11 protein-coding genes are annotated in these 13,010 nt (G+C 28.3%); 2 read left to right on the top strand and 9 right to left on the bottom strand.

The window, feature by feature from the left end; genetic code table 11:
- Position 1: 1 nt before the first annotated feature.
- The 9 genes from Q0H31_RS02730 to Q0H31_RS02690 form a co-directional block, all read right to left on the bottom strand.
- Positions 2-1,018 (bottom strand): VWA domain-containing protein, encoded by a 1,017-nt coding sequence (locus Q0H31_RS02730; RefSeq protein WP_295295659.1) that lies wholly within the window; start codon positions 1,016-1,018, stop codon positions 2-4.
- Positions 1,019-1,060: 42 nt separating this feature from the next.
- Positions 1,061-2,647 (bottom strand): amidohydrolase, encoded by a 1,587-nt coding sequence (locus tag Q0H31_RS02725; RefSeq protein ID WP_295295658.1) that lies wholly within the window; start codon positions 2,645-2,647, stop codon positions 1,061-1,063.
- A gap of 59 nt (positions 2,648-2,706) precedes the next feature.
- Positions 2,707-4,518 carry an ABC-F family ATP-binding cassette domain-containing protein gene (locus Q0H31_RS02720; RefSeq protein WP_295295657.1) on the bottom strand — a complete coding sequence of 604 codons (1,812 nt, stop codon included), beginning with the start codon at positions 4,516-4,518 and terminating at the stop codon, positions 2,707-2,709.
- A gap of 183 nt (positions 4,519-4,701) precedes the next feature.
- Positions 4,702-5,472 carry an HAD-IIA family hydrolase gene (locus Q0H31_RS02715; protein ID WP_295295656.1) on the bottom strand — a complete coding sequence of 257 codons (771 nt, stop codon included), beginning with the start codon at positions 5,470-5,472 and terminating at the stop codon, positions 4,702-4,704.
- A gap of 27 nt (positions 5,473-5,499) precedes the next feature.
- Entirely contained in the window at positions 5,500-7,182 is a 1,683-nt protein-coding gene (locus tag Q0H31_RS02710) for an amidohydrolase (protein WP_295295655.1), read from the bottom strand.
- 307 nt (positions 7,183-7,489) lie between these two features.
- A complete protein-coding gene (locus Q0H31_RS02705; protein ID WP_295295654.1) occupies positions 7,490-7,990 on the bottom strand; it encodes a dihydrofolate reductase in 501 nt (166 codons plus the stop codon).
- Positions 7,987-8,778: a TdeIII family type II restriction endonuclease gene (locus tag Q0H31_RS02700; protein ID WP_295295653.1), complete on the bottom strand. Its 792-nt coding sequence runs from the start codon at positions 8,776-8,778 to the stop codon at positions 7,987-7,989. Before Q0H31_RS02700 ends, Q0H31_RS02705 begins: the two co-directional genes overlap by 4 nt.
- A gap of 10 nt (positions 8,779-8,788) precedes the next feature.
- Entirely contained in the window at positions 8,789-10,360 is a 1,572-nt protein-coding gene (locus Q0H31_RS02695) for a DNA methyltransferase (protein ID WP_295295652.1), read from the bottom strand.
- A gap of 24 nt (positions 10,361-10,384) precedes the next feature.
- Entirely contained in the window at positions 10,385-11,185 is an 801-nt protein-coding gene (locus tag Q0H31_RS02690; RefSeq protein ID WP_295295651.1) for a thymidylate synthase, read from the bottom strand.
- A 236-nt stretch (positions 11,186-11,421) separates the two neighbouring features.
- Here Q0H31_RS02690 and Q0H31_RS02685 point away from each other — a divergent pair, with 236 nt between their 5' ends.
- Both Q0H31_RS02685 and Q0H31_RS02680 read left to right on the top strand, forming a co-directional pair.
- A complete protein-coding gene (locus Q0H31_RS02685; protein ID WP_295295650.1) occupies positions 11,422-12,702 on the top strand; it encodes a hemolysin family protein in 1,281 nt (426 codons plus the stop codon).
- Between the two features lie 93 nt (positions 12,703-12,795).
- Positions 12,796-12,963 (top strand): DUF362 domain-containing protein, encoded by a 168-nt coding sequence (locus Q0H31_RS02680; protein WP_013245128.1) that lies wholly within the window; start codon positions 12,796-12,798, stop codon positions 12,961-12,963.
- Positions 12,964-13,010: the final 47 nt, after the last annotated feature.

Genomic DNA, 13,010 nt, shown 5'->3' with positions numbered 1-13,010 from the left:
TTTATTTAGTATCTTTAATAATACTACTTTTATTATTTTTGTAAAGAACTCTTTTTTGAGTTAATATATTTAATATACTAGCAATTATAATTAAAATAGTCGAAGCAAACAAGAATATTTGAAATCTATCTTTATAGCTTCTATTATTTTTCATTGTGGAAACGCTGTCCATATTATTTTTTATATCATCAAATATAGCTTTTAAAGATATATTATCAGAAATATAAGCCTTGCCGCCTGTAGAGTCTGCTATTAATTTTAATGTTTTATCATCTCTTTTTGATATAACCGTTTTTTCAGAATAACCAATATCGCTTCTTATGCTAGCCCCAAGTTCAGAACCAACCCCAACTGTATAAACACTAATATCATTATCCTTTAATTCTTTTAATATATTATCAAAATACCCCGCATGGTCTTCACCGTCTGTTATAAGTATAATTGATTTCTTTCCCGGTATATTAACATTAAAAGTATTTTTGGCAGTAACCAAAGCATCAGCAATTCTAGTGCCCTGCAAAGTTACAGATTTAGTATTTAATTCATTTAATATATAAGAAAAAGTTTCCATATCCTGAGTAAAAGGCGAAGCAACAAAACTAGTGCCCGCAAACCCTACTAAAGCTACAGAAAGATTATCTGTGTTTTTTACAAAATCTTCTATTTCTAATTTTGCCCTTTCTAACCTTGAAGGCCATACATCATCAGCCTCCATAGAACGTGATAAATCTAATAATATAGTTATCATATAATTATTAGTTTTAATTTTTTGCTCTATTATACCCCATTTAGGCTGCATAAGTGCAAATATAGCTAATGATAATGCAAGTATTAAAAATGAAGCAGAAAATATTCTTAATTTAGATATTCTTTTATAATTTTTATCGTTTTTAAAATCTGTGTTTTTTGTAAATACAGATAATACTCTATTTACCTTAAAACGAGAAGTAACTAAAAAAAATATTAGTATAGGTACAATTATAAAAAGAAATACAAACTTAAAATCTGCTATAAACATAATACAATGATATACTAATTTATTATTTAATCAATAAGAAAATCAATTATCGCTGCTGTATACAATATCCCCGTCAATTATAGTTTTTAATACTTTAATATCTTTTATCTCTTTTTTATCTACTTCAAAAATATCTCTATCTAAAACGATAAAGTCAGCTAATTTATCTTCTTCTATACTTCCTTTAAGTTTATCTTCAGAAGACAAATAAGCACTTCCCATAGTATATAAATAAACTGCCTCTTTAACACTAAGCTTCTCTTCAGGCATCCAACCGCCCTCTGGCCAGCCATTCAAATCCTCTCTATTAACGGCACAGTGAATACCTTCCATTATATTAATTCCTCCTGCAGGACCAGCAGTACCAAAACCTATATTAATACCCATATCCATAGCTGTCTTATAAGCATAACTTGTTTGAGCCCTCTCCTTACCAACACGCTCTTCAGCTATATGCATATCATAATTCAAAAATATAGGATGATAATATATACAAACATTTAACTCTTTTATTCTCTCTAATAATTGCTTATCTGTTATCTGACAATTTATCAAACCATTTCTTCTATATTTAAAATCTTTAGTATCTTTAATTTTCTCTATAGAGTTTAATGCCATCTCTATAGCACCGTCCCCAGTAGCCTGTATAATAACAGAATAATCTAAACTATTTGCATATTTTACTAACTCATCAAGCTCTTCTTGTTTGTACTGACTTACCCCTCTAACTCCTTGAGCATCATTATAATCTTCTCTGAGTAAAGCAGTTCTTGAGCCTATACCTCCATCTATAACAAGCTTTATACGTGCAACTTTAAATCTGTTATCATTAATATATTGATAGTAATAGTATTGTCTAAAATCATCTATATCTTCTTTGTTAATAAACTCTGCCTGCTCGCATACTCTTATCTTTAATTTCTTTTCTCTATGAAGTTTTTGATAAGCATCTATTACCTTTTTATAATCAAAATCTGTAAGCCCTCTCAAATCATCAGCCTGCACAGATGTAATACCCATCTTAAAAAACTCTTCTTGTGTATCTAATATTATCTCTTTTAATTTGTCCATCTCAAGAGATTTTATCTTTGACAATATTAAACTCATAGATTTTGAAGATATAAGACCATTCTCAAAATCTATAGTATCAGATTTCATACTCTCTGTAATGCCGCAAAACTCAAGAGCCTTACTGTTTGCTACTATCATCTCTCCGCAGCATCTTCTAAAAGCAACAGGATATTCATTAGATATCTCATCTAAATCATGTTTATTAAGCATTCTCTTCTCTTCAAAATAATCCTGATTCCAGCCTCTGCCTACAAGCCAATTATCATACTTCTCAGCCTTCTTAGCAATATTAATAACCTCTTTTATAGATTTGCAATTACTTAAATCCAACATAGTATTAAAACGAGCATAAACTACAAAATTAACATTACTGTCATTAAATCCCGGTATAACCGTTTTTCCTTCTAAATCTATTATATCTGATGCATCTTTATATTTTTTTAATACCTCTTCATTGCTTCCTGCAAAAACTATAACTCCATTATCAACAGCAAGAGCTTCATAAATGCTGTCATTTTTGTCCATAGAATATATTTTAGCATTTTTAAAAACTTTCATTATTTAAAATCCTCCATAAAAACTTATAACTCTATTTTTTATTTCCTATTATTATTTTTTTATTCCAACATAGCCTTTATACTATCAATCTCTTCATTGATTAAAAGCCATTCATTTTCTTTTTCTTCTATTAATTTCTTAACCTCTAATAATCTCTTACTTTTATCATCATTATAATCTTTCTCAAAAAACTTTAATATATCTGTCTCCTCTTTTTTATACTCTTCTATTTCTTTCTCATATTTTTTTAATGCAGATTCAGCTTTAGAAAGCCTATTTCTAATCTTTTTTCTCTCTTCATAATTGCTATTATTTTTTTCTGCTGCATTTGTATCTTTAGTGCTATTTGCCTCTTGATATTCTAATTCTCTTTCTTCTTCTTCCAAAGCCTCCAAACGAACCTTATAAACATAAGCTTCATAATCACCATTATAAAGAGAGAGTTTTTTGTCTTTAACTTCTATTATGGTATCAGCAAGAAGACTTGCAAAAGTTCTATCGTGCGAAGTAAAAAATATAGTGCCGCCATAATCACGCAGAGAATTAGCAAGAGCCTCAACTGTTTCAAAATCTAAATGGTTAGTAGGCTCATCTAATATAAGCACATCTGCACATTGTGTAATAGCACAAAGCAAAGATAATCTTGCCATCTCACCTCCGCTCAGCACCTTTACATCTTTATTAACATCTTCTCCAGAAAACAAAAAACTTCCTAAAAGTGTTAAAAGTTCCTGAGTTAAAAGCCCTTGTTTTGCATTCTTTTTCAAATAAGAAAGTACATTATCATTGGCTGTGATATTTTTGTAAGTATCCTCTCCAAAATAGGCAAGTTTTATGCCATAAGAATAATTATAACTTCCAGATACAGGATTAAGCCTTCCTGCTATAGTTCTTAAAAAAGTAGTTTTACCTTCTCCGTTTTCTCCAAGCACAGCAACTCTGCTTCCTCTTGCTATCTCCATTCTCCTGCTTGTCGCTATCACCTTTTCACCATATCCCACAGATAAATCATCAGATATAATGGCAAAGCCTTTTTTAGATTCAATTTCAGGAAGTCTTATTCTTACACTCTTTGCTGGGTGATTAATCTCTATAGTTTTTAATTTCTCTATTTGTTTTATACGCGACTGCACAGCCTTTGCTTTTGATGCCTTATATCTAAACCTCTCAACAAATCTCTCTAAATGTGCCTTTCTCTCTTCTACATTCTTATTATATTTTTTTATTGTATATTCTTTCTCTTCTTTATATTCAAAATAATCTTCTATATTACCCGGAAAATAAGTGAGTTTGCCCTTTTCTATTTCAACGGTTTTATCGCAAGTAGTCTTCAAAAATTCTCTATCGTGCGAAACTATTAAAAAACCGCCATTATAATCCATTAAAAAATTTTCTAAATCTATTAATGTATTTAAATCCAAAAAGTTTGAAGGTTCATCAAGTATTAAAAAATTAGGCTCTTCAAGCATCATCTCTGCAAGTTTCACTCTCATTCTATAACCGCTTGATAAGCTTCCAATATTATAATTTACTTTTATATGGTCAATTCCAAATCTGCTTGCTATCTTAGAGCATTTCCAAGATTCCTTACCGCTAACCCTTACAAGATAATCTATTACCTTCTCACTCTCATCAAAATCACCCTGCTGACGAAGATAACCAATCCTAACATCATCAGAAAATATTACCTCTCCATCATCAGCTTCTTCAATACCCATAAGAATTTTTAAAAGAGTAGTTTTCCCCGCCCCATTTCTTCCTATCATGCCTATTTTAGATTTCTCTTCTATAAGCAAATTAACATCATCAAGCAAAACTCTGTCTATAAATCTTTTTGATATATTAACTATATTTATAATACTCTTAGCCATTTCTCTATATTTAATTAAACAATTTATTTTAACTTATTAGTAAGTTAGTAAACAATTCTATAATAGTTTTAAAAATTATTCAATAACATAAAAATTATATTTATAAGAGTGTAAATTTTTTGTATATTTTTATTGCAAAAAACGCTATATATCTATAAAAAAATCATAAGTTTTATAACTAACTTAAAGTTTATCTACATCTATTTCAGTCACAGAATTAAACACATAATTTGGTTTATAAGGAAACTCTTTTAGCATTTCTTCTTTTGTAACTCCAGACAATACTAAACAAGTTCTCATTCCTGCACCAAGCCCTCCAAGTATATCTGTATCCATTCTGTCGCCTATCATTACAGTATTTTCACTATGTGCATTAATTTTGTTTTTTGCAATAGACATCATAATAGGATTGGGCTTACCAACTATATAAGGCTTTTTTCCAGTGGCCGTTTCTATGGCAGCAAGTATGGGACCAACTGCCGGTATAAGCTCGCCATCTGGAGCAGGGTCTGTTATGTCTGGATTACAGCCTATAAACCTCGCACCTTTATTTATAAGCGAAACAGCCTTTTTAAGCATATCATAATTAAAAGCACTTGTCTTACCAACTACTACATAATCAGGATTAACATCATTTATGCTATATCCTATATTATAAAGCTCACTTACCAATCCGCCCGTACCTATCACATAAGCACTTCCATTTTCTTGCTGAGTCTTTATAAACTTTGCTGTTGCTTGTGCTGCCGTAAAAAAATGTTTATCTTCTAAGCCATCTATGCCAAGAGATTCTAATTTTCTTTTCAAATCAATTGGTGTTTGTTCTGCATTATTTGTTAGAAATAAAAAAGATACATTTTTCTCTAAAAGCATATTAACAAAATCTTTAGCACCATCTATTAAATTATTTCCTCTATATATTACTCCATCCATATCTGATATTATGCTAACCATATAATTTTACCTCTTTTTATACAAATATTATTTTTTATATAAAGTCTTTCCTTCTTTTATTGTTTCTAAAACTTCTATACTGTTCATATCTTTAGCATCTATTTTTAACGGGTCATCAGAAAGTATTACTAAATCTGCTAATTTTCCCTCTTTCAAACTTCCTTTTATATCCTCTTCTCCATTTTGATAAGCAGCATTTATTGTGATAGCTTTAAAAGCATTTAGAGCATCTATCTTCTGATTTTCTCCAAGCAATACTCCGTCTTTTGTAGTTCTATTTAAAGCACAGCTTATAGTTTCTATCATATTAGGTTTTATAACAGGGGTGTCTTGATGATATGTAAAAGGCAAATTGTTGTCTAATGCAGTTTTACTTGCACTTATTTGAGAAGCCCTATCCATTCCTAAATTCACTATATGAGTGTCTCCCCAATAATATATATGAGCCACAAATAAAGAAGGTATTATATTAAACTCACTCATTCTTTTATATTCATTTTCTTTTACAATCTGGCTATGAACTAATACAGCTCTATAATTGTTTGTAGTGTTTCTCTCTGTCATAACTTCTGATATTGCATCAACATATTGCTCGGCAGCAGCATCTCCATTACAATGAGCCTGAAGCTGCATTTTATCATCAAAAGATTTTCTTACATATTCTTTTACAGTGTTATAATCATGTATAGGATATCCTCTATAGCCTTTCTCTCCTGTTATATAAGGCTCTTTTAACCAAGCAGTTTTAGCCTGAGGAGAGCCATCTAAAAACATTTTGTATCCTGATATTTTAAATCTATTACTATATTTACCAATTAAATCTTTATGTTCATCAAAAATATTAGGAGCATTCTTTAAATCTATAAAACCTATTATATCTATTTTAAATCTATTATTTGTTATCATATTCTCTATTAAAGGGAAATCACTATTAACTATTAAAGAGTTTTGAGCAGTTGTAATACCATAACTTAAATAAACATCTTCTGCCTGATTAACAAAGTTCATCATATCTTCATCGGTAACCTTAAAATCAACCTCTCTTGCATATTTCATAAAAGCAGCCTCTTCCATATAACCAGTAGGCTTTCTGCTATTAGGATATCTTTCTATAACTCCGCCTTCTATATCTGGAGTATTTTCATCTACACCAAAATATTCTAATGCTTTAGAGTTCATGCTTCCAACGTGCCCAGATGCATGCGTAATAAATATAGCTAAATTTGTAGAAACTTTATCCAAATCATCTCTTGTAGGATTTTTTTTGCCCGGAAGTAAATTATTATCATAACCAAAACCTATAATCCAAGCACCATTTGTAAGATTATTGTTTTTTATATAGTCTTCTAATCTTGAATCAATTTCTGCTATGTTTGTTGTGCCTGATAAATCTACAGTTGTGAGAGCCTGAGCAAAACTTATTATATGACTATGAGGGTCTATAAAAGCAGGCATTAAAGTTTTACCTTTTAAGTCTACTAATGATTTATTTTTTATTAAATTATTTGCTTCTTCATCAGTGTATGCCACTTTTGTGATGACTCCGTTGCTTACTTCTAAAGCCTTAGCATATAGAGTCTCTTCTGTGTTTCCTTCCATTGTAATAATATTGCCATTATAATACACTTGCAAATTGTTATTTTGTTTATTAGAGCAAGATATAAAAATAGCTAAAATAAATAAAACATATAAATAGAATAATTTCTTCATAATATTCCTCATTATTATTTATTGATAACAAGATTATATATTATAAAAGAAAAATTACATAACACTTTTTATTTTGTTAAATATCTAAAAACTATATTTTATAAAAATATTTTTAATTTTTTTATTTGCGGTGGCTTTGCCCTTAACGAAGTACACACCGTGCCGCCCCCCCACTTCTTTTACGACCGTAGGAAGTGCCTTCGGTATTGGTATAAAAGAAGCAAAAGAACTGCATTTTTATATAAAGAATTATCGGTATAATAAGTAATAACGTGCGGAAAGGTTCTACAACCTACAGTTGACAAAGCTAAAAATTTTTAGTATATTCCACAATACTAACATCTATATTATCATAAACAAAGTTCTTTAATGTTTTTGAAGAAAATAATTTGCTATCTACTTCTGGAAAAAATCTGTCGCAATTATAGTCTTTATTTATATGAGTAAGATATATTTTGTCTGCATAATCCATTGCTCTTTTATAAATAGACTCCCCTCCTATAATAAATATTTGACTATGCTTTTCTAATAATAATTTAGAAATAGTATTTTCAAAATTATCTTCATAAAAAAGGTTGTCATATTTATTTGAAAGCTCATTTTTATTAGATGATATAACAATATTTTTTCTGTTTGGAAGCGGCTTTCCCCCTAAAGACTCAAAAGTAACTCTCCCCATAACAACGGCATATCCTGTGGTAGTGCTTCTAAAAAACTGCATATCCTCTTTAATATGTCCCCAAGGCATTACACCATTTAAGCCTATACCATTTTTTGAATCAACCGCAGCAATTAATGATACTATCATTTATTATCCCTATTTAAAAAATTAGCAAAATATTCATCTATTTCTTTTCTCATTTCAATACCAACTTCTTCAAAACACAATAAAATATCATTATAAACATTTTCACCAGCTATAAAATTCCAAAGCTCTTCTGCCACTTTTAATTCTTTTTCTAAATCAAGCATACCAGCAAGAGTCCATCTTTCATATGGTTCTGGGGCATAAGGATTATATGGGATACCTATAATAGAATGAACATTATTTTTATCATTAGAATATAAAGTTACCGCCACCCATTCTAATAAAGTCCTTTTAAAATTTTGAAATTCACCTTTATTAGGTTTTGCTGATTTTAAATCTATTAAATATATATTATTATCATAATCTTCAAGATAAATATCTATCTTTGTAGGTTTTATTTTTTTAGTTTCACCTATTTTGCATACTTTTTTTATTAATTTAACTTCATAATCTTTATTAGGTCTTTTAATTGCAGATCTTAAATCATCCATTATATTTTGTATAACTATTTGTGATTCTGATGTAATTATATCATTAGGTTTAACTTGCTTATCAATAACTTTAAATCTATCTTTACCTAATTCAATAGCTAAAGGTTCAAATATTGTTGTTCCAAAGTTAGTATTTAAAGAATGTATAAAAGAAAATAAAGCCATTCTATCTTTACCAAGTAAACGAGTATGAAATGGCATCGATGTTGTTTCTGGTTTATAATCTTTAAATTTATTTCTTAAAGTTGTATACAATTTATCTTTTATAGAATCCTTTTGTTTTTTATTTAATGGCATAATAAAACTCCTACAATTCTTTTAAATGAAATATTATTTCAGAATATGCTGATTTATCTTTTTCTACTCTATTTAATACTGGTCTTTTAAAAGTATTAACTATTTTCATATTTGATTTATAAGCTATTTCAGGATATAAGTTATATTTGTCATTAGCAACAATAAAAACATTATAATCATCTGTCATATATTTTTTAGCATTTAATAAAACTTTAGATATATCTTCAGTATATTCCTTTTTGGCATTTAAACTTGTACCTTTAGATAATGATCCTATTTCAAAATTATCATTTCTATTAAAATCAAATAAATCATAGGCATAAGCATGCTGTTCATGATAATCTATAAGTCCTATATAAGGAGGGCTTGTAAATATACCATTTATTTTTCTATTGTTTAATAATTCATAAAAGTTGTAATCAATATTTTTTAATACACTAAAAATATCAATATTTCTTGAATCTCCAGTTATACATAATTGCTTAGTATCAGTTCTTAAATTATTAAAAATATGCAAACGTTTTATTGTATCTTTATAATATATTTTCCACCATTTAATAATTGAAAATAATGGCTTACATATTTTATAATGCTTTCTACAATAATATGTAGTTACAACTGGATTCAATAATGTTCCCAAATCTGAATGAGTTGTAGCTCTGCATGAACGCATTGTCCTACTTAAAATTACCATAATAATATTTTTTATATTTTTATCATCTATATTTTTTATTAAATCATTCATGAAATTTAATTCATCTATAATACTTGGAATAAACCATTTTTTTATAAATGAACTATCATCATCATTCTTTAACCTAATATTATATTTTTTTATTAGATTGTAATATTCAATTAAAAATTCTTTTTCTTTTTCTTTTCCATATATTTTTGAATCAATCTTATTTTCTCTAACATATTTTTTAAACATTACTTTATCAAAGTATTTATTATTAAAATCAAATAATTTTTCATTAAGTTCATTTTCAAATTCAGAATTAATTTTAATATAGTTTTCTAATTTTTCAGTTAATTCTTTTAGTATAATCTCTAATTTACCTAAATCAATATAAGAAATTTTTGAATTTGATATAATGGTATTAAAATTAGAAATATCTATACCTAAAGCATTAATACCTAATTCATTAGCTTGTACAAGAGTTGTACCACTACCACAAAAAGGATCTAATATTATATCATCTTTTTTGAAATATACTTCTTTTTTAAACTCATCAATACTATTATCTATAAAATAATTAACTAATTGAGGAATAAACTTTCCTTTATACGGATGAATTCTATGTACATGTTTTGTTGTATCAGATTCCTTTAAATTATCAAATGATAATTTCCAATTTAAATCATTACCAAGCTTCTCTTTCCAATTTATTTCTTTTTTATTTTTATCATAATATTTTTTCAAATCTGATTGAGAAATATAAGCCACCCCATTATTTATAACTTTATCTATTAAAGCATATTGTATTAAATAACTAATATTAGATATAGTTACAGACTTTTTTGTATATTCAGATGCCCAAACAACAGCATCATTTATTGTAATCAAATCAGACTTATTCATAATTTTATATATAAAACCTCAAAATCAAACAGCTACCTCCGCTTTTATAGTTGGGTGATACTTATAGCCTTCTAATCTAAAATCCTCATAAACATGGCTGAATATGTTCGGACGCTCTTCTATAAATAATTCTGTAGTCTGTTCATAAGGCTCTCTTGAAAGCTGAAGTTTAACTTGCTCCATATGATTATTATAAATATGTGCATCGCCAAATGTCATTATTAATTCTGAAGCTTTAAGACCGCTATGCATAGCTAAAAGCCTTGTAAGTATGGCATAAGAGCTTATATTAAAAGGAACACCCAAAAATAAATCTGCAGAACGCTGATATAAATGAGTTATTATACCTCCTTCATTATTAACAAAAAATTGGCACATCATGTGGCAAGGAGGCAAATGCATTTTATCAATCTCTCCCACATTCCAAGCATTCAAAATATTTCTTCTGCTTGTTGGATTATTTCTTAATGTATTAACAACATTAGAAATTTGGTCTATTTTATTTCCTTCTTTAGTCTCCCAAGCTCTCCACTGCTTTCCATACACTGGTCCAAGTTCTCCCATATCATCAGCCCACTCGTCCCATATATGAACATTATTTTCAAGCAAAAACTTTATATTTGTTGAACCTTGCAAAAACCATAATAATTCTATAATAACACCTTTCATAAATACTCTTTTTGTAGTTATAATAGGTATTTTATTGCCTTCAAATTTAAATCTTAACTGCGGAGCAAATATTCTTCTCGTGCCAACCCCAGTTCTGTCTTTAATATCTTCGCCCTCTTCTAAAACTTTTTTTAACAATTCTAAATAGTTTTTCATAAACAATCCTAATTTGTTTTTAAAACTAATTATACATGTTTAATAATTTTTAGCAATTATATATTTTATGATAAAAAACACTAATAAAAATAGCTATTGTAATTTTTCCTATATATTATAAAATATTAACTTATAGGAAATTATTAACAAATATGCCGCTGAGTAATAACATATTCAAAAATCAATCTTATTTTTTCATGAGTAAAATCTACTACTTTTTTAAGGGAATATAATAAATGGACATAATTATTATTATAATACTTATACTTTTAAATGGAATATTTGCTATGTCTGAAATAGCTATAATATCGGCAAGAAAAAGCTCTTTAACAAAAGACATTAAAGACGGAAATAAAAATGCACAAATAGCTTTAGACTTAGCCAATGAACCAGATAAGTTTTTATCAACCATACAAATAGGCATAACATTAATAGGAATACTAACAGGTATATATTCTGGAGACACTATATCAAAGGATTTATCAAACCTTTTAATAAAAATAAATATTCCAGCAGCATATTCTTCTGTAATATCTCAAGTGATAATAGTAGCATTAGTTACTTACCTCACATTAATATTTGGTGAATTAGTACCAAAAAGGTTGGGGATGGTTATGCCGGAAAAAATAGCAAAAGCTGTGGCAAGCCCTATGACTATATTGTCAAAAATAGGAGCTCCTTTTGTGTGGATATTATCAAACAGTGCTATTATAGTTTCAAGAACTTTAGGCATAAAAGATGAAAAAACTCCTGTTACAGAAGAAGAAATAAAATCTATGATAGAAGAAGGCAAACAAGGCGGAGAGGTAAAAGAAGTAGAACAAGATATTATAGAAAGAGCATTCTTTTTGGGGGATAGAAAAATAGAATCCATTATGACTCACAGAGCTGATATAGTGTATTTGGATATAAATATGACTAATGAAGAAATAAAAAAAACAATATCTAAAAACCCTTATACTGTATATCCTCTAATAGACAAAACATTAGACAACATAATTGGTGTTATAAAAATAAATGAAATATTTGATAAGTTAAATAACAGCAAATCAAAAATTGAAAAATACGCACAAAAAGCTACATACTTTCATAACAACATGGAAGTTTATTTAGTGCTTGAAGAGATGAAAAAAAATAACACAAAAATAGGCTTTATATCAGATGAGTTTGGAAATATAGACGGTATGATTACACAGCATGATATATTTTCTGCCTTAGTCGGCTCTATTAGCGAAACAAAGAAAAATATGGATATAAGAAAAAGAAAAAACGGCGGTTATTTTGTTGACGGACAATGCCCTATTTACGATTTTTTAGAATATTTTGAAATAGAAGATGAAAACATATCAAACAACTATAATACTATAAGCGGACTAATATTAGAATTATTACAGCATGTACCAAAAGAAGGAGAATCAATCAACTGGAAAAACTTATCTTTAGAGATAGTTGATATGGACGGTGCGAGAATAGACAAAGTTATAGTTGAAAAATTAGAAGAAAATAAAGGCAATTAAATATATTGTATATTTGTATAATATGTAATATTGCTATAATTTTTTAGTTATGTTATAATTTGTATACAGTTTAATTTTTTATGGAGGTAAATTATGCCACGTGTTATAAATAACGATTGTGTAGCTTGCGGATCATGTCTTCCTGAGTGTGCTTTCGATGCAATTAGCGAAGGAGATATTTACAAAATAGATCCAGACAAATGTACTGATTGCGGAGCTTGCGAAGCTGTTTGTCCTAGCAACGCTATACATCAAGCTTAATGCTTAAGTAGGCATAACTTGGGGCGGGTCATTTATGATCTGCCCTT

Origin of the sequence: uncultured Brachyspira sp., from assembly GCF_934747485.1 — a bacterium.
Lineage (GTDB): Bacteria > Spirochaetota > Brachyspiria > Brachyspirales > Brachyspiraceae > Brachyspira.
Note: the sequence above shows the minus strand (reverse complement) of the source record. Positions and strands in the feature narration are given on the sequence as shown.

Coding starts and splice junctions, on each gene's coding strand:
- Q0H31_RS02690 (WP_295295651.1), bottom strand. CDS start 11,185: ATGAAAAACTATTTAGAATTGTTAAAAAAAGTTTTAGAAGAGGGCGAA.
- Q0H31_RS02685 (WP_295295650.1), top strand. CDS start 11,422: ATGGACATAATTATTATTATAATACTTATACTTTTAAATGGAATATTT.
- Q0H31_RS02680 (WP_013245128.1), top strand. CDS start 12,796: ATGCCACGTGTTATAAATAACGATTGTGTAGCTTGCGGATCATGTCTT.
- Q0H31_RS02695 (WP_295295652.1), bottom strand. CDS start 10,360: ATGAATAAGTCTGATTTGATTACAATAAATGATGCTGTTGTTTGGGCA.
- Q0H31_RS02720 (WP_295295657.1), bottom strand. CDS start 4,518: ATGGCTAAGAGTATTATAAATATAGTTAATATATCAAAAAGATTTATA.
- Q0H31_RS02710 (WP_295295655.1), bottom strand. CDS start 7,182: ATGAAGAAATTATTCTATTTATATGTTTTATTTATTTTAGCTATTTTT.
- Q0H31_RS02715 (WP_295295656.1), bottom strand. CDS start 5,472: ATGGTTAGCATAATATCAGATATGGATGGAGTAATATATAGAGGAAAT.
- Q0H31_RS02705 (WP_295295654.1), bottom strand. CDS start 7,990: ATGATAGTATCATTAATTGCTGCGGTTGATTCAAAAAATGGTATAGGC.
- Q0H31_RS02730 (WP_295295659.1), bottom strand. CDS start 1,018: ATGTTTATAGCAGATTTTAAGTTTGTATTTCTTTTTATAATTGTACCT.
- Q0H31_RS02725 (WP_295295658.1), bottom strand. CDS start 2,647: ATGAAAGTTTTTAAAAATGCTAAAATATATTCTATGGACAAAAATGAC.
- Q0H31_RS02700 (WP_295295653.1), bottom strand. CDS start 8,778: ATGCCATTAAATAAAAAACAAAAGGATTCTATAAAAGATAAATTGTAT.